Source organism: Comamonas sp. HJ-2 (genome assembly GCF_053615495.1).
On the sequence record NZ_JBSIFD010000014.1, the window covers coordinates 123,304 to 138,583 of the forward strand.

Annotated in this window: 13 protein-coding genes and 2 tRNA genes; 5 read left to right on the forward strand and 10 right to left on the reverse strand. The window is 62.5% G+C overall.

Features of this window, described 5'->3' with window-relative positions; genetic code table 11:
- Nucleotides 1-188 precede the first annotated feature (188 nt).
- From ACWGXF_RS13375 to ACWGXF_RS13390, 4 genes are all read right to left on the reverse strand, one after another.
- Nucleotides 189-279, reverse strand: a tRNA-Ser gene (locus ACWGXF_RS13375).
- Nucleotides 280-347: 68 nt separating this feature from the next.
- Nucleotides 348-438: transfer RNA gene (locus ACWGXF_RS13380), tRNA-Ser, on the reverse strand.
- Between the two features lie 92 nt (nucleotides 439-530).
- Nucleotides 531-1,451: an SPFH domain-containing protein gene (locus tag ACWGXF_RS13385; protein WP_003063190.1), complete on the reverse strand. Its 921-nt coding sequence runs from the start codon at nucleotides 1,449-1,451 to the stop codon at nucleotides 531-533.
- Between the two features lie 90 nt (nucleotides 1,452-1,541).
- Nucleotides 1,542-1,967 carry an NfeD family protein gene (locus ACWGXF_RS13390; protein ID WP_003063189.1) on the reverse strand — a complete coding sequence of 142 codons (426 nt, stop codon included), beginning with the start codon at nucleotides 1,965-1,967 and terminating at the stop codon, nucleotides 1,542-1,544.
- 139 nt (nucleotides 1,968-2,106) lie between these two features.
- On the opposite strand from ACWGXF_RS13390, the gene ACWGXF_RS13395 reads away from it, so the two are divergent.
- Entirely contained in the window at nucleotides 2,107-4,617 is a 2,511-nt protein-coding gene (locus tag ACWGXF_RS13395) for an Orn/Lys/Arg family decarboxylase (RefSeq protein ID WP_452102032.1), read from the forward strand.
- An 89-nt stretch (nucleotides 4,618-4,706) separates the two neighbouring features.
- A complete protein-coding gene (locus tag ACWGXF_RS13400; protein WP_256630249.1) occupies nucleotides 4,707-5,150 on the forward strand; it encodes a VanZ family protein in 444 nt (147 codons plus the stop codon).
- 91 nt (nucleotides 5,151-5,241) lie between these two features.
- Here the strand turns inward: ACWGXF_RS13400 and ACWGXF_RS13405 are convergent, their stop codons facing one another.
- The 3 genes from ACWGXF_RS13405 to ACWGXF_RS13415 form a co-directional block, all read right to left on the reverse strand.
- A complete protein-coding gene (locus ACWGXF_RS13405) occupies nucleotides 5,242-6,204 on the reverse strand; it encodes a Bug family tripartite tricarboxylate transporter substrate binding protein (protein WP_452102040.1) in 963 nt (320 codons plus the stop codon).
- A 158-nt stretch (nucleotides 6,205-6,362) separates the two neighbouring features.
- Entirely contained in the window at nucleotides 6,363-7,577 is a 1,215-nt protein-coding gene (locus ACWGXF_RS13410; protein ID WP_256630250.1) for a CaiB/BaiF CoA transferase family protein, read from the reverse strand.
- A 45-nt stretch (nucleotides 7,578-7,622) separates the two neighbouring features.
- Entirely contained in the window at nucleotides 7,623-8,558 is a 936-nt protein-coding gene (locus ACWGXF_RS13415; protein WP_452102033.1) for a hydroxymethylglutaryl-CoA lyase, read from the reverse strand.
- A gap of 141 nt (nucleotides 8,559-8,699) precedes the next feature.
- On the opposite strand from ACWGXF_RS13415, the gene ACWGXF_RS13420 reads away from it, so the two are divergent.
- Entirely contained in the window at nucleotides 8,700-9,428 is a 729-nt protein-coding gene (locus ACWGXF_RS13420) for an IclR family transcriptional regulator (protein WP_256630251.1), read from the forward strand.
- Between the two features lie 61 nt (nucleotides 9,429-9,489).
- On the opposite strand, the gene ACWGXF_RS13425 is transcribed toward ACWGXF_RS13420, so the two are convergent.
- The 3 genes from ACWGXF_RS13425 to fabI all read right to left on the reverse strand — a co-directional run bounded on the left by ACWGXF_RS13425 (nucleotide 9,490) and on the right by fabI (nucleotide 12,068).
- On the reverse strand, nucleotides 9,490-10,395 hold the full coding sequence (locus ACWGXF_RS13425) for a DNA ligase (protein ID WP_370466562.1): 906 nt from the start codon (nucleotides 10,393-10,395) through the stop codon (nucleotides 9,490-9,492).
- A 178-nt stretch (nucleotides 10,396-10,573) separates the two neighbouring features.
- Nucleotides 10,574-11,095 carry a superoxide dismutase family protein gene (locus ACWGXF_RS13430; protein WP_003063174.1) on the reverse strand — a complete coding sequence of 174 codons (522 nt, stop codon included), beginning with the start codon at nucleotides 11,093-11,095 and terminating at the stop codon, nucleotides 10,574-10,576.
- Nucleotides 11,096-11,267: 172 nt separating this feature from the next.
- A complete protein-coding gene (fabI, locus tag ACWGXF_RS13435) occupies nucleotides 11,268-12,068 on the reverse strand; it encodes an enoyl-ACP reductase FabI (RefSeq protein WP_003063172.1) in 801 nt (266 codons plus the stop codon).
- Nucleotides 12,069-12,188: 120 nt separating this feature from the next.
- On the opposite strand from fabI, the gene ACWGXF_RS13440 reads away from it, so the two are divergent.
- The gene (locus ACWGXF_RS13440) at nucleotides 12,189-14,003 is read left to right on the forward strand and encodes an extracellular solute-binding protein (protein ID WP_080771257.1); all 1,815 of its coding nucleotides are present in this window, start codon (nucleotides 12,189-12,191) and stop codon (nucleotides 14,001-14,003) included.
- A gap of 209 nt (nucleotides 14,004-14,212) precedes the next feature.
- On the forward strand, nucleotides 14,213-15,241 hold the full coding sequence (locus tag ACWGXF_RS13445; protein WP_012837909.1) for a microcin C ABC transporter permease YejB: 1,029 nt from the start codon (nucleotides 14,213-14,215) through the stop codon (nucleotides 15,239-15,241).
- The last annotated feature ends 39 nt before the right edge of the window (nucleotides 15,242-15,280 follow it).

Genomic DNA, 15,280 nt, shown 5'->3' on the forward strand with positions numbered 1-15,280 from the left:
CGCTGCGTTTTTTCAGGCCGGCCCGAAAATGGCCGGGCTCGACTTTTACGATTCGGGCCCCTGGCATCGGCCGGTGCCGGGCAGGATATGCAAGAGGCTATTGCCGTACAGTGAATTCAAATCGCATTCACGGTCGAATACGCCAAAAAGAAAAAAGGCCTTGAATTTCTTCAAGGCCTTTTGTCATTTGGCGGAGCAGGCGGGATTCGAACCCGCGGTGGGCTATTAACCCACACACGCTTTCCAGGCGTGCGACTTAAACCACTCATCCACCGCTCCACAGCGATCCCAAAAATACCTCATTGCTGAAGTAAAAAACCAAGTGTGGTCGACTTGATTTTAAAATCTGGCGGAGCAGGCGGGATTCGAACCCGCGGTGGGCTATTAACCCACACACGCTTTCCAGGCGTGCGACTTAAACCACTCATCCACCGCTCCGTGTGATGAAGCCGCTATTCTAACCAGAAATTTCGACCTCAAAATGAAAGTGCAGAAAGTTCTTTTCTGCACGCAGCCTGAAGCGAGCAGGCTCAGGCGCTCTTGCCCACCTGAACCATTTTCATGGCAGAGGCAATCAGGCCGGAGACCTCGGTCATGTTCGCAGGAATGACCAGAGTGGTGTTGGAGTCCGCTGCCACCTTGCTGTAGGCCTCCACGGCGCTCTCAGCCACCTTGAGCTGAACGGCCTGCTCGCCACCGGGCTGGCGAATGGCCGTGGCCACGCGCTCCAGCGCCTGTCCGGTGGCTTCGGCCACGGTGGTGATGGCGGCAGCTTCACCTTGCGCCTTGTTGATGGCGGCTTGCTTCTCGCCTTCGGAGCGGGCGATGAAAGCTTCGCGCTCGCCGGTGGCAATGTTGATCTGTTCCTGGCGTCGACCTTCGGAAGCTGCGATCAGGGCACGCTTTTCGCGTTCTGCCGTGATCTGGGCCTGCATGGCGCGCAGGATTTCAGCGGGTGGCGTCAGATCCTTGATTTCGTAGCGCAGCACCTTCACGCCCCAGTTCAGCGCGGCCTCGTCGATGGCATTGACGACCTGGGCGTTGATCATGTCGCGCTCTTCAAAGGTCTTGTCCAGCTCCAGCTTGCCGATCACGCTGCGCAGCGAGGTCTGGGCGAGCTGGGTCACGGCCATGATGTAGTTGGACGAACCATAGCTGGCGCGCATGGGGTCGGTGACCTGGAAGTAGAGAATGCCGTCCACGGTCAGCTGCGTGTTGTCGCGCGTAATGCAGACCTGGCTGGGCACGTCCAGGGGAATTTCCTTGAGGCTGTGCTTGTAGGCGATGCGATCCACGAACGGGATCAGAAAGTTCAGGCCAGGTGTGAGCGTGCCTGCGTATTTGCCCAGACGCTCCTTGACCCATGCATGCTGCTGGGGAACCACCTTGATCGAGCGGACGATGAAGATGACGGCAATGATGGCGATGGCGAGAGGGACTGCGTAATCCATATTGTCTCCAGCCCTTGTGGGGCGTTGGTGTGAAGAAAGAGAGCGAAGCGTTCCGGCGTCCAGCATAACCATGCCGGGGCCGGTCGATGATCAGATCTTGTCAACCAGCAGGCGGTTGCCAATGACTTCGGCCACGCGATGCGGGCCCGGGATGGGCAGCGCGCCCTGGCGTCCCATGACAGTCCAGGTGGCGCCGCGATAGCGGACCTGGGCCGTGCCGTCGGTGTTCCACTGTTCGATGACCACGGTTTCGCCCACATCCAGGTTGACATCGCGATTGCTGGAAGCGGGCTGTCTGCGCGGGCTGCGCTTGCGCAGCAGATAGCAGACGAGGACGGCACCGGAGCCCAGCAGGGCCGCAGCGACGATCTGGCTGCTGGTGCCCAGGCCGAAATGAGCGCAAAGCGCTCCGGCAATGGCACCCAGAGCCAGCATGAGGAGATAGAAAGTGCCGGTCAACAGCTCCGCAATGACCAGCAAACCGACAAGCAACCACCACGCGGTGGAGTGATCCATACCTGAGCTCCTGTTAAGGCCTGTATTTAGTGCACCACATTCTGGGTTAAAAACAGCCTGTTTCAAAGCCGCAATAAGGATATTCCTTACACTTCGCGGCTGTTTCGTTTTTTAGGCCTGATTGGTACGGAGGCTGTTCATGAAGTTTCGCTTTCCCATCGTCATCATCGACGAGGACTATCGTTCCGAGAACACCTCGGGACTGGGCATTCGCGCCCTGGCTCAAGCCATTGAAGAAGAGGGCTTTGAAGTCCTGGGCGTGACCAGCTATGGCGATCTGTCGCAGTTCGCCCAGCAGCAAAGCCGGGCCAGTGCCTTTATTTTGTCGATCGACGACGAGGAATTCCAGCTCGGCGGCGACAAGGACCCCATCATTCACAGCCTGCGCGACTTCATCGGTGAAGTGCGCCGCAAGAATGAGGAAGTGCCCATCTATATCTACGGCGAGACCAAGACCAGCCGTCACCTGCCCAACGACATTCTGCGTGAGCTGCATGGCTTCATTCACATGTTCGAGGACACGCCCGAGTTCGTGGCCAAGCACATCATCCGCGAAGCCAAGAGCTATCTGGAGAGCGTGCAGCCTCCGTTCTTCAAGGCACTGCTGGACTACGCCGAAGACGGCTCCTACAGCTGGCACTGCCCCGGTCACTCGGGTGGCGTGGCCTTTCTCAAGAGCCCCGTGGGCCAGATGTATCACCAGTTCTACGGTGAGAACATGCTGCGCGCCGACGTCTGCAATGCCGTGGAAGAGCTGGGCCAGCTGCTGGACCACAACGGCGCCATCGGCGAGTCCGAGCGCAATGCGGCACGCATCTTCAATGCCGATCACTGCTACTTTGTGACCAATGGCACATCGACCTCCAACAAGATCGTCTGGCACCACACCGTGGCACCCGGCGATGTGGTGGTGGTGGATCGCAACTGCCACAAGTCCATCCTGCACTCCATCATCATGACGGGTGCGATTCCGGTGTTCCTCAAGCCCACGCGCAACCACTTCGGCATCATCGGCCCGATTCCGCAAAGCGAATTCAGCGTGGAGTCGATTCAGGCCAAGATTGCCGCCAACCCGCTGCTCAAGGGCGTGGATGCCAAGGCCGTCAAGCCCCGCGTGCTGACGCTGACGCAGTCCACCTACGACGGCGTGCTCTACAACACCGAGACCATCAAGGGCATGCTGGACGGCTATGTGGCCAATCTGCACTTCGATGAAGCCTGGCTGCCCCACGCTGCCTTCCATCCCTTCTATGGCAGCTATCACGCCATGGGCAAGAAGCGCAAGCGCCCGATGCACTCGGTGGTCTATGCCACCCAGTCCATCCACAAGCTGCTCGCCGGCATCAGCCAGGCCTCGCATGTGCTGGTGCAGGACAGCCAGACCGAGAAGCTGGATCACCCGCTGTTCAACGAGGCGTATCTGATGCACACCTCGACCAGCCCCCAGTACAGCATCATCGCCAGCTGCGACGTGGCTGCCGCCATGATGGAGCCGCCCGGCGGCACGGCGCTGGTGGAAGAGTCGATTGTCGAGGCGCTGGACTTCCGCCGTGCCATGCGCAAGGTGGAAGACGAGTTCGGCGACGACGACTGGTGGTTCGAGGTCTGGGGTCCTGAAGCCCTGGCCGAGGAAGGCGTGGGCACGGCCCAGGACTGGATCATCCGCGGCACGGACGCATCGACCAAGACCCGCTCCAAGAAGAACGGCAAGGAGTTCGACAACTGGCACGGCTTTGGCGATCTGGCCGACGGCTTCAACATGCTGGACCCGATCAAGTCCACGATCGTCACACCCGGCCTGGACCTGGACGGCGACTTTGCCGACACCGGCATTCCCGCGTCCATCGTCACCAAATACCTGGCCGAGCATGGCGTGGTGGTCGAGAAGACCGGCCTGTATTCCTTCTTCATCATGTTCACCATCGGCATTACCAAGGGCCGCTGGAACACCATGCTGACTGCGCTGCAGCAGTTCAAGGACGACTACGACCGCAATCAGCCGCTGGCGCGCATCCTGCCCGAGTTCTGCCAGCAGCACCGCCGCTACGAGCGCATGGGCCTGCGTGATCTGTGCCAGCATGTGCACGAGCTGTATGCCAAGTACGACATCGCACGCCTGACGACCGAGATGTATCTGTCGGATCTCAAGCCCACGATGAAGCCCTCGGATGCCTACGCGCATATCGCGCAGCGCAAGACCGAGCGCGTGGAAATCGACCATCTGGTCGGCCGCACCACCGTGGGTCTGGTCACGCCTTACCCACCCGGAATTCCGTTGCTGATCCCCGGTGAAGTCTTCAACAAGAAGATCGTGGACTACCTGGTGTTCGCGCGCGAATTCGCCAAGGAGTGCCCGGGCTTCGAGACCGATATCCATGGTCTGGTCGAGCTGGAAGACGAAAACGGCGAAATCCGCTACTACGCGGACTGCGTGGCCGAGGAAAGCGCCAAGCCTGTGGCAGCGAAGAAGACTGCTGCGGTGAAGAAGCCCGCTGCCAAGAAGACGGCTGCCAAGAAGACGGCTGCGGCGCCCGGAGCCACGACAGTTGCCAAGACACCCGCCAAAAAGCCGGTAACAAAGGCGGCAGCCAAGTCCGTCGCAAAGCCTGCGGTGAAGGCTGCGGCCAAAACGGCAAGGAAGGCTGCATAAGCCTTGGCTTTTGCAAGGTCGGGGCGATCCCGGCCTTTTTGCACATCAGCCCGGAGTGCCTGCACTTCGGGCTTTTTCATATCCCTGCCATGCATTCATTCCTGCAACCGGCTGGCGCCGTGCCTCTGTGGAAGCTGTTGGCGGCAGCCAGCCTGGGCTGGGCCTTGTTCATGCTCTGGGGCTGCCTCAATGAGACAGGCAGCAGCGGTGGGCTGATTCTCAGGCTGTTCCCGTTTCTGCGTGGCTTCGCGAACACGGACAAGCTGGTGCATGCCGGCCTGCATACGGTGCTGGCGGGTTTGCTCTGCTGCGCGGGGCTGGCGCGTGCGCATGCTACGGGCTTGCGCTGGACCGCCGGGCAAGCACTGGCCGTGGCGCTGGTCTGTGTCGGCTATGGCGGCGTGATCGAGTTGCTGCAGGCCGGCTTCTCCACCACGCGGTCAGCCGAGTGGCTGGATGCGCTGGCCAATGCCGCGGGCGCGAGCCTGGCCGTGCTGTTCATTCAGGGGCTGCGCTGCATGAAGCAAAAATAGTAGCTGCTTGCGCTTGACCTGAGTTGTGTATAGGCATGAACCTATTTGAGACATAGGTGGTTATTGCGCAAGCCGCTCCTGTTTTTGATGACTATTCCAGCGTGATCTTAGCGTCGCGGATCAGCGCGGCCCAGCTGGCCTGCTCCTTTTGCAGATAGGCCTGGGCATCCTGAAGGCTGCCGCCCATGGGTGTGCTGCCTTCGGATTGCAGCTGCTTGAGCACGGCAGGGTCCTGCAAGCTGGTGTTCACTGCGGCGTTGATCTTCTGCGCCAGCGCGGCGGGCGTGCTTCTGGGGGCCACGATCAGCTTCCAGTCCACGGCTTCAAAGCCCGGAAAGCCGGACTCGGCCATGGTGGGGACCTGGGGCAGGATGGCAAGACGCTTGGCCGAGGTCACGGCCAGTGCGCGCAGGCGCTGGCCCTTGATCATGGGGTAGACCGCCTGAGGCGTGCCGAACATATAGTGGGTCTGCTTGCCCAGCAGGTCGGTCACGGCCGGCGCGGCGCCTTTGTAGGGCACGTTGAGCACATCGATCTTGGCCTTGTAGGAAAGCATTTCCCCCGCCAGATGGCCCACGGTGCCTGTGGAAGCCAGACCTTGCTTGATGGCTCCAGGCTGGGCCTTGGCCGCGGCGATCAGATCCTGCAGTGATTTCCAGGGCGAATCGGTGGGCACGACCAGCACCACGGGCTGCGAGGCCACCAGCGCCACGGGAAGCAGATCGGTCCTGGCGTTGAACGGCATGCTGGGCAGCAGCGAGGGATTGATGGCCAGATTGGCGGTCTGCCCCATGCCGAAGGTATAGCCGTCGGCCGGCGCCTTGGCGACGGCATCGAGGCCGATATTGCCCCCCGCGCCGGGCTTGTTGTCCACTACGATGACCCAGCGATTCGCGGTCGCCATGCGTTCGCTGATCTGGCGCGTCACCGTGTCGGTGCCGCCGCCAGGCGTGAAGGGCACGACCATGCGGATCGACTTGGCAGGCCATTCGCCGGGCTGGGCCGCAGCACTGCCGGCGGCCAGCGTCATGGCCGTCAGCGCGCATGCTGCCATCGCCAGGCGGCGGTTCGGGTGTCGGGAAGAGGGGCTGTACGGCATGGTTTTGTCTCCTGAATGATGGAAATGGGGCGAAAGAATCCCCGCAGGGCGCGCGTGGGCGCCCTGTTCTGGGGGGGGATGAGTCGTGCGGGGCGATGGCCCCGCAGGGCCGCTTAGTCGGGCTGGCCCTGTGCCAGTGCCCGGGCCTGATCCTGGCTATAGCCCAGTGCTGTCAGAATCTCCAGGCTGTGCTCGCCGAGCTTGGGCGGCGAGAGGCGCACCTGCAGATGCTTGCCGTCCAGGGTCAGCGGCAGCAGCACGGTCTTGCTGTCGCGGCCGTCGGGCAAGGTGATGGGGGCCAGTGCGCCCGTGGCGTTCAGGTGCGGGTCCTCGAGCAGATCGTGCGGGCGGGCGATGGGCGCGAACGGCAGGCCCTTGTCCTCGAAGACGCTGGCAATATGTGCGGCGCTGTAGCCGGCCATGGTTTCGCGCAGCAGCGGCATCAGCCAGCTGCGGGCCTGCACGCGGTCGTTGTTGCTGCCAAGGCGCGGATCGTCACGCAGCTGCTCCAGGCCAAAGGCGTTGCAGAACTCGCGCCATGCTCCGTCGCTGACCACGGCCAGAAAGATCTGCTCGCCGCTCTGGACCTCGAACACGTCGTAGATCGCCCAGGCCGAAATGCGTGCGGGCATGGGTGCTGCAGGCTTGCCGGTCACCGCGTACTGCATCATGTGCTGGGCGATCAGAAACACATTGTTCTCGAACAGTGCGCTCTGCACTTCCTGGCCCTTGCCGGTCTTCTCGCGCTGGGCCAGGGCTGCCATGGCTCCCATGGCACCGAACATGCCGCCCATGATGTCGTTGACACTGGTGCCCGCGCGCAGCGGGTCGCCGGGCCGGCCCGTCATATAGGCCAGGCCGCCCATCATCTGCACCACCTCGTCGAGGGCCGTGCGGTGTTCGTAGGGGCCGGGCAGAAAGCCCTTGTGACTCACATAGATGAGGCGTGGGAATTGTTGCTTGAGACTTTCATAGTCCAGGCCCAGCTTCTTCATGGTGCCGGGCTTGAAGTTCTCGGTCACCACATCGGCCGTGGCGATCAGCTTGAGCGCGGCCTCCTTGCCTTCGGGGGTCTGCAGATCCAGCGTCAGGCTTTTCTTGTTGCGGTTGAACAGCGGGAAAAAGCCCGAGCCCGAGCCCAGCAGCTTGCGCGTGGCATCGCCGTTGCGGCCGTGGCCCACGGGCTCGACCTTGATGACTTCGGCGCCCAGGTCGGCCAGCATCAGGCCGCAGCTGGGGCCCATGACCATATGGGTGAACTCCACCACGCGGATGCCGCTATAGGGCAGGGGGGAGGAAGTCTCGGCGGTTTCGGTTGAGGCGTGCATATTCATCTCTTCTTGTCTTCGGCTCATGGGCGAGCCGCTGTGTGATCAGTAGCGCTGAGGCACAAAGCCCTTGGGCAGGCCTGCGGGTGGCAGCATGCCGTAGAGTGTCTCGCCCGGCAGGCCGGCGGCCAGCGTTTCTCGCGCTGCAAGCAATCGTTCAATGTCAATGCCGGTGCGCAGCCCCATGGCTTCGAACATGAAGACCAGATCTTCGGTCACCACATTGCCCGAGGCGCCGGGGGCATAGGGGCAGCCGCCCAGTCCGGCCTGGGAGGCGTCGAAAGTGCGTACGCCGGCTTCATAGGCGGCCAGGCAGTTGGCCAGGCCCAGGCCTCGGGTGTTGTGCATATGTGCGGCGCCAGCCTTGTCGCCGAGTTCGCTGCGCAGGCGCGTGAACAGGCGCTTGACCTGGGCCGGGTTGGCCATGCCCGTGGTGTCGGACAGCCCCGATTCATCGGCTCCGGCGGCCACGCAGGCGGCAGCCAGCGCAATGACCTCGTCCTCGGGCACCAGGCCCTGCAAGGTACAGCCGAAGGCGGTGGAGATGCCGGCTTCTATATGTACGGCTGGGGCCATTTCGTCGCGCAGCCTGGCGATGGCGCGCACCTCTTCCACCATCTGCGCCGGGGTCTTGCGCACATTGGCCATGGAGTGCGCGGGGCTGGCCGATACGGGCAGCGTGATCTTGTGCGCGCCGGCGCGCATGGCGGCTTCGGCGCCCTTGAGATTGGGCACCAGGGCCATGATGGTGACGCCGGGATGGGCGATGGCGTGGCGCACGACCTCGGCGGCATCGGCCATCTGCGGCAGCAGTTTGGGCGAGACAAAGGAGCCGACCTCGATCTCCTGCACGCCCGCTGCCACCAGGGCATCGATCCATGCATGTTTGTGGGCCGTGCTCATGGTGGCCGAGATCGACTGCAGGCCGTCGCGGGGGCCGACTTCGCTGATCAGGAGATCGAAACGCTGGGGGAATGACATGGTTGCCTCACTTGGATTTCATGCTTGCATTGCGGCTGGCACAATGTTTTAATGATGTTCTGTCTGATAGAACTTAATTCTTTCTATTGAAATATTGCCTTGCGTACTGATGCCCTGTCAAGATGCGGGGCAGGAGTTTCCATGCCGCGTAAATCCCTGAATGAATCCGTAGCCGACGAAAATGCCGCACCTGGCGGTGTGGCTGCAGTGGACCGCGCTCTCAGCGTGCTGGGTGCATTCCAGGATGGCGATGCCGCGCTGAGCCTGGCCGAGCTGGCCGAGCGCACCCGGCTCTACAAGAGCACGGTGCTGAGGCTGCTGGCATCTCTGGAGCATGGGGGCTGGGTTCAGCGCCAGGATGACGGGCGCTATGCGGTGGGCCCGGCCGTGGCCAGGCTGCACGCGGTCTACGAGCAGGGCTTCTCGCTGGACAAGCTGGTCATGCCGGTGCTGCGCGCACTGGTTCAGGCCACGGGCGAGAGCGCTGCCTACCATGTGCGTCAGGGGCGCGAACGCCTGTGTCTGTACCGCGTGGATTCGCCGCACCCGGTACGCGATCATGCGCGTGCCGGCGATCTGCTCCCTCTGGATAAGGGAGCTGGCGGGCGTGTGCTGGTCGCTTTCGATCCGGAGCTGGGCGACTGGGTGAAGAGGAATCGCAACCACTATGCGCGTGTGCGGGCCGATGGCTACGAAGCCCTGGTGGGCGACAGGCATAGCGAGATCGCCGGCATCTCGGCCCCTGTCTTTCGCCGCAGCGGGGAGCTGGCGGCCGCCCTGACGCTGACCATGCCCGCGCATCGCTATGACGAACGCTATGTCAAAAACGTGTTGCAGGCTGCACGCGACCTGGGGGCGCAACTGCCGTAGGTTTGGGCGCCCTGGGCTTGAGACGCAGGACCGGCAGTCGCAGGCAGCGATGAAGCCCGAGTCACGGGCCTGTCGGCTCGGGCTGAAAGCCCGGCTCGCTGCGCACGCGCAAAAAGCGGGCAAAGCGCGGCAGCCCGCTTTTTTCGTGCAGGCCCTGGTAGCGGTAGGTGACCCAGCTGCCGAGCGCGGGCGGGCTTTTGCGCATCTGCGCCGTCAGTCCGGAGCCCAGTGAAAACTGCTTGCCGTCCGGGGTCTGCACCAGCAGCGCACCCGTCATGCCCTGCCATTGTCCGCGTCCGCTTTTGTAGCCTATGACCCGGGCTTCGGCATCATCGAAAGGCTTGAACTTGAGCAGATCGTCGCTGCGGCCCGGGCGATAGGGGGCGCTGCCTTTGTGCAGCATCAAGCCCTCGCCGCCGCCCTTGACGACTGTGTGCAGCCATTGCCGCAACTCGGCTTCCGAGCCCAGCTTGCGCTGCTCCACCATCTGCACCCAGTCCTGGGCAATGGCCCCGACGGTGCGCTGCAGCAGCGGCAGGCGCTGGTCAAAGCTGCCCGGAGCCGCGGGCAGATCAAACACCATGAATCTCATCTGGCGCCAGGCCCTGTCGTCCGGGATGGCCTGTGCCGTGGTGGACTGGGCATGGGCAAACCGGCCGCGTCCGGCCCAGAGCTCGCCATCCATGGGGGTGGCCGGCCAGTCCCGGACAAACCACTCTGGCGTCGCGATCCGCTGCCCGCCACGGCTGACGAGCTGGTGGCCGTTCCAGTAGCCGCGTACGCCATCCAGTTTCTCGCTGACCCAATAGTCCTGCAGCGGCAGGCCGCTGCGCCAGACCTGGGCCAGCATCAGCGAAGGCGGCTGTGTCGTGGTCTGGGCCCGCACGGCAACAAAGCCCATGCAGAGACAGGCACAGACCAGCCAGAGAATGCATTCCCGCAGGGGGCGATGCCGTGGCTTAGGCATGGCTATCTCCCGGTAAAGAGGCAGCTCATGCTAGAGCGTGGAGCCTATGCTGTCGATGCGGGTACGAACCCATATCAAAAAACATGGCTATCAGCGGCTTATCCATCAGTAATTACGGTGATTTCAATGAAAAAGCCGCTGCAGCCAGGCAGCGGCTTTTGTCAAAGGGGCAAGACCGTTAGTCGCGGCTGATAACGGCGCAGGCGATGCGCGCGCCGGCATTGCCCGTGGGCTGGGTGGTGTAGTCGTCGGGCTGTGCATGGACGATGACCGCCCGGCCTATGACATTGCCAGGGCCGGCCAGCAAGGTGATGTCCGCCGACTGTACGTTGACGGTGGCCACGCCGTTGGAGTCGGCCTTCAGGCTGGGCAGGTCGCCCATATGGTGCTGGGTCGAGTCATATTTGCCATGCGGATTGCCCAGCGGGTTGAAGTGGCCGGCAGCGGCATTGCCGTTGTCGCCGCAGTCGCCCTTGTCGTGGATGTGAAAGCCATGCTCGGAATTGGGCTTGAGGCCGTGAATCACGGCATTGACCACCACCTGCTGGCCGGTCTTCTGGGTGAATTTCACATCGCCGCCGACCTTGCTGCCCGAAGTGGCCTGCAGCCTGGCGATGGCCTGGGCAGGCTGGGGCTCGGGGGTGCTGCAGGCCGTCAGGGCAGCAGCGGATGCGGCCAGGACGAGAAAACGATATGGCATGTAAGCTCCTCTTGAATATTCGTCAGAACCATAGAGAAAACACTGTGAACCATAGCGTCAGTGCTTTGCCGCGCTTGTAGGGCAAGGGCCAAGATGTCGGGCACGGCCCCAAAAAACAAAGCCCCGCAGGCTGCTGAGGCCTGCGGGGCTGGTGTCGTCAAAAGCCTGGGGCTCAGACCTGATCGGCAGACAGGCCTGCAGTCTGGCTGAAGCCGCCGTCCACATAGGTGATCTCGGCGGTCACGCCGGAGGCCAGGTCGGACAGCAGGAAGGCCGCGACATTGCCCACGTCTTCAATGGTCACGTTGCGGCGCAGAGGAGCGGCGTCGGCCACGCGGCCCAGCAGCTTGCCGAAGTCCTTGATGCCGGAGGCAGCCAGGGTCTTGATGGGGCCGGCGGAGATGCCGTTGGCACGGATGGCGCGGCCGTCGGCAGTGCGGCCCACGGCTTCTGCCAGGTAACGCACGGATGCTTCCAGCGATGCCTTGGCCAGGCCCATGGTGTTGTAGTTGGGGATGGAGCGCAGAGCACCCAGGTAGGACAGGGTCAGCAGCGAGGACTTGTCGTTCAGGTAAGGCAGGGCTGCCTTGGCCATGGCAGGGAAGCTGTAGGCGCTGATATCGTGGGCGATCTTGAAGTTCTCGCGGCTCAGGCCGTCGAGGAAGTTGCCAGCGATGGCTTCACGGGGGGCAAAACCGATGGAGTGCACAAAGCCGTCGAACTTGCCCCAGGTGGCACCCAGGTCGGCGAACAGCTTTTCGATCTGGGCGTCGTCGCCCACGTCGCAGTCGAACACCAGCTTGGAGTCGAAGTCGGCAGCAAATTCGGTGATGCGGTCCTTGAAGCGTTCGCCCACATAGCTGAAAGCCAGTTCTGCGCCTTGCTCGTGGCAGGCCTTGGCAATGCCGTAGGCAATGGAACGGTTGGACAGAACGCCCGTGATCAGCAGCTTTTTACCGGCGAGAAAACCCATTGTTGTTCTCCAAAGAAAATTGAAAGAGACGATGGCTGCATCTGTGGCAGACGCGCCATCTTTGAAAACGTATCTGTTCGAACTGGGTGCGAATCAGTCGGGGTAGGGCAGAATTGTCGCATGCGCCATTGGATGATTTGCTCAGCCCTGATTGTCAGCAGCCAAGTTGCCACACCTGCCCTGGCAGCACATGGCTATGCGCTCTGGGGTCAGCCCAGGTACGCGGCCGACTTCAGGCACTTTGACTATGTGAACCCTCAAGCGCCCAAGGGCGGCGAGTTGCGTATGGTCAGCAATCTGCGCTATTCGACCTTCGACAAGTACAACCCCTTCACCATCAAGGGCTCGCCGCCTGCCTATCTGGCGGACATGCTGTTCGAGACCCTGTTGACCCCCAGTCTCGACGAGACGGCCACGGGCTACGGCCTGCTGGCCGAGGATGTGGAGGTGGCGGCCGACGGCCTGTCCGCGACCTTCAAACTGCGCAAGCAGGCGCGCTTTCACAACGGAAAGCCCGTGCTGGCCCAGGATGTGAAGCACAGCTACGAGACGCTGCTGAGCAAATATGTCTCGCCCGGCTACAAGACGCTGTTTGCCGAGGTGGCTGCCTGTGATGTGCTCGACGAGCGCACGGTGCGCTTTCGCTTCAAAAAGCCCAACCGAGACCTGCCGCTGACCGTGGGCGCCCTGTTGCCGGTGTTCAGCCGTGACTGGGGGCTGGGCGCGGATGGCAAGCCCAAGGCCTTCGATCAGGTGGTGATGGACACGCCTATCGGCAGCGGGCCCTACAAGATAGGGCCGGTCAAGTTTGGCAAGGACATCAGCTATGTTCGCGACCCTAAGTATTGGGGGGCAGCCTTGCCGGTGCGTGTCGGTTTGGCCAATTTTGACCGAATCACCATCAAGATCTACAAGGACAACACGGCGCGGCTGGAGGCACTCAAGGCCGGTGAGTTCGATCTCATGCGCATCAACAGCGCGGGCGACTGGGCCAGGCGTCTGACGGGGCGGCGCTTCGCCTCGGGCGAACTGGTCAAGGGCGCGTTCGAGAACAAGCTGCCCTCGGGCTTTCAGAGTTTTTTCCTGAATACGCGGCGTGAGCTGCTCAAGGATGTGCGTGTGCGCGAGGCCTTGGGCCTGGCTTATGACTTTGAGTGGATGAGCCGTCAGATGTTCTATGGCGCATATCAGCGCGTGCATGGATTGTTTGGCAACACCGCTTGCGAAACCACGGGCGATCCCAGCGATGCCGAGTTGGCCCTGCTCAAGCCCTATGAGAGCAGTCTGCCGCCAGGCACGCTGGGGCAGATGGCCCAGCCGCCACGCACCGATGGGCCTGATGGCCTGCGCGGCAATCTGCGGCGTGCGCAGAAGCTGCTGGCCGATGCCGGCTGGACGGTCAGGGATGGAGCCTTGCGCAATGCCGGGGGCGAGCCCATGGTGCTGGAATATCTGGACAGCAGCGAGAGCGGTGTCAAGATCGTCAGCAGCTGGATGCGCAATCTGGAAAAGCTGGGCATCACGCTCAAGGTGCGCAATGTGGACTACGCGCTCTATCAGCAGCGCATGGACAAATACGATTTCGACATCGTGACGCTCAACGTGCCCGGCACGCACAATCCGGGCCAGGAATATGCCGAGCTGTTCGGCAGCGCTGCCGCCGATGTGGAGGGGGCCTCGAACTATGTCGGTCTCAAGAGCAAGGCCGTGGATGCCATCATCGCCCAGATGGCTGCGGCCAAGTCCGAGCAGCAGATGCTGCCCGCCTGCCATGCGCTGGAGCGCATCATCGTCCACGGCCATTACCTGATCCCCCAGTATTACTCGGGCACGCATCGCATGGTCTATGACGCCTGGAAGTTGGCGCTGCCGGGGCAGATTCCAGCCTATTCTCCGGGCGAGCTATGGGCCGTCTATGCCTGGTGGGCCAAGTAAGGTGACCCCCACGCTCCACCGTTGCACGGGTCGCTGCCCCCCGAGGGGGCTGGCCTTGCTTGGGGCGGCCCGGCGCGGCGGCCCAGGTAAAGTGGCCCCCACGCTCCGCCGTTGCACGGGTCGCTGCCTCCCGAGGGGGCTGGCCTTGCTTGGGGCGGCCCTGCGCTGTGGCCATCGCCGCCGCGGCTGAAAACAAGGGTTGATCGAAGATGTTTGCCTATATTCTCAAACGTATTTTGCTGATGATTCCCACGCTGCTGGGCGTGCTGCTGCTGACCTTTGTGGTCATCCAGTTCGTGCCCGGTGGCCCGGTGGAGCAGTATCTGGCCGAGGCCAAGGCCGGTGCCGGACACGGCGCCGAAGGTGCTGCCATGAGCTACCGGGGCGGCCAGGGCGTGGACCCCAAGCGGCTTGAAGAGATCAAGGCGCTGTACGGCTTTGACAAGCCGCCGGTAGAACGCTTTGTGCAGATGCTGGGTCAGTTCGCGCGCTTCGATCTGGGCACCAGCTTTTTTCAGAACAAAAGCGTCTGGGCGCTGGTCAAGGAAAAACTGCCGGTCTCCATCAGCCTGGGGCTGTGGACGTTTTTCATCAGCTATCTGGTGGCTGTGCCCCTTGGCGTGGCCAAGGCTGTGCGGGCCGGCTCGCGCTTCGATCTGGCGACCACAATCGTGATTCTCATCGGCTATGCCATCCCGGGCTTTGTACTGGGCGTGGCGCTGTTGGTCGTCTTTGGCGGGCAGCTGCAGTGGTTTCCGCTGCGCGGGCTGACATCGGCCAATTTCGACGAACTCAGCACCATGGGCAAGGTGGCGGACTATCTCTGGCATATCGCGCTGCCTGTGACCGCCATGGTGGCTGGCAGCTTTGCCGTGACGGCCATGCTGACCAAGAACTCGTTTCTCGAAGAGATCCGCAAGCAGTATGTGCTGACGGCCCGCGCCAAGGGCCTGTCCGAGCGCCAGGTACTCTACAAGCATGTGTTTCGCAATGCGCTGATTCCCATCGTCACGGGCTTTCCCTCGGCTTTCATCGGCGCCTTCTTTGCCGGCGCGCTGCTGATCGAGACCCTGTTCTCGCTCGACGGCCTGGGTCTGCTCAGCTATGAAAGCGTGATCCGGCGCGACTTTCCCGTGGTGCTGGGCACGCTGTATCTGTTCACGCTGATCGGCCTGGTGACCAAGCTCATCAGCGATCTTTGCTATGTCTGGGTGGACCCCCGGGTCAAGTTTGACTGATTTATGCAAAATAAGCCTCAAACCAATGCCCTGCAAGCG

Bases quoted from the DNA above. Each gene is read 5' to 3' on its own strand.
- ACWGXF_RS13385 (WP_003063190.1), bottom strand. From the start codon at position 1,451: ATGGATTACGCAGTCCCTCTCGCCATCGCCATCATTGCCGTCATCTTC.
- ACWGXF_RS13390 (WP_003063189.1), bottom strand. From the start codon at position 1,967: ATGGATCACTCCACCGCGTGGTGGTTGCTTGTCGGTTTGCTGGTCATT.
- ACWGXF_RS13395 (WP_452102032.1), top strand. From the start codon at position 2,107: ATGAAGTTTCGCTTTCCCATCGTCATCATCGACGAGGACTATCGTTCC.
- ACWGXF_RS13400 (WP_256630249.1), top strand. From the start codon at position 4,707: ATGCATTCATTCCTGCAACCGGCTGGCGCCGTGCCTCTGTGGAAGCTG.
- ACWGXF_RS13405 (WP_452102040.1), bottom strand. From the start codon at position 6,204: ATGGCAGCATGCGCGCTGACGGCCATGACGCTGGCCGCCGGCAGTGCT.
- ACWGXF_RS13410 (WP_256630250.1), bottom strand. From the start codon at position 7,577: ATGCACGCCTCAACCGAAACCGCCGAGACTTCCTCCCCCCTGCCCTAT.
- ACWGXF_RS13415 (WP_452102033.1), bottom strand. From the start codon at position 8,558: ATGTCATTCCCCCAGCGTTTCGATCTCCTGATCAGCGAAGTCGGCCCC.
- ACWGXF_RS13420 (WP_256630251.1), top strand. From the start codon at position 8,700: ATGCCGCGTAAATCCCTGAATGAATCCGTAGCCGACGAAAATGCCGCA.
- ACWGXF_RS13425 (WP_370466562.1), bottom strand. From the start codon at position 10,395: ATGCCTAAGCCACGGCATCGCCCCCTGCGGGAATGCATTCTCTGGCTG.
- ACWGXF_RS13430 (WP_003063174.1), bottom strand. From the start codon at position 11,095: ATGCCATATCGTTTTCTCGTCCTGGCCGCATCCGCTGCTGCCCTGACG.
- fabI (WP_003063172.1), bottom strand. From the start codon at position 12,068: ATGGGTTTTCTCGCCGGTAAAAAGCTGCTGATCACGGGCGTTCTGTCC.
- ACWGXF_RS13440 (WP_080771257.1), top strand. From the start codon at position 12,189: ATGCGCCATTGGATGATTTGCTCAGCCCTGATTGTCAGCAGCCAAGTT.
- ACWGXF_RS13445 (WP_012837909.1), top strand. From the start codon at position 14,213: ATGTTTGCCTATATTCTCAAACGTATTTTGCTGATGATTCCCACGCTG.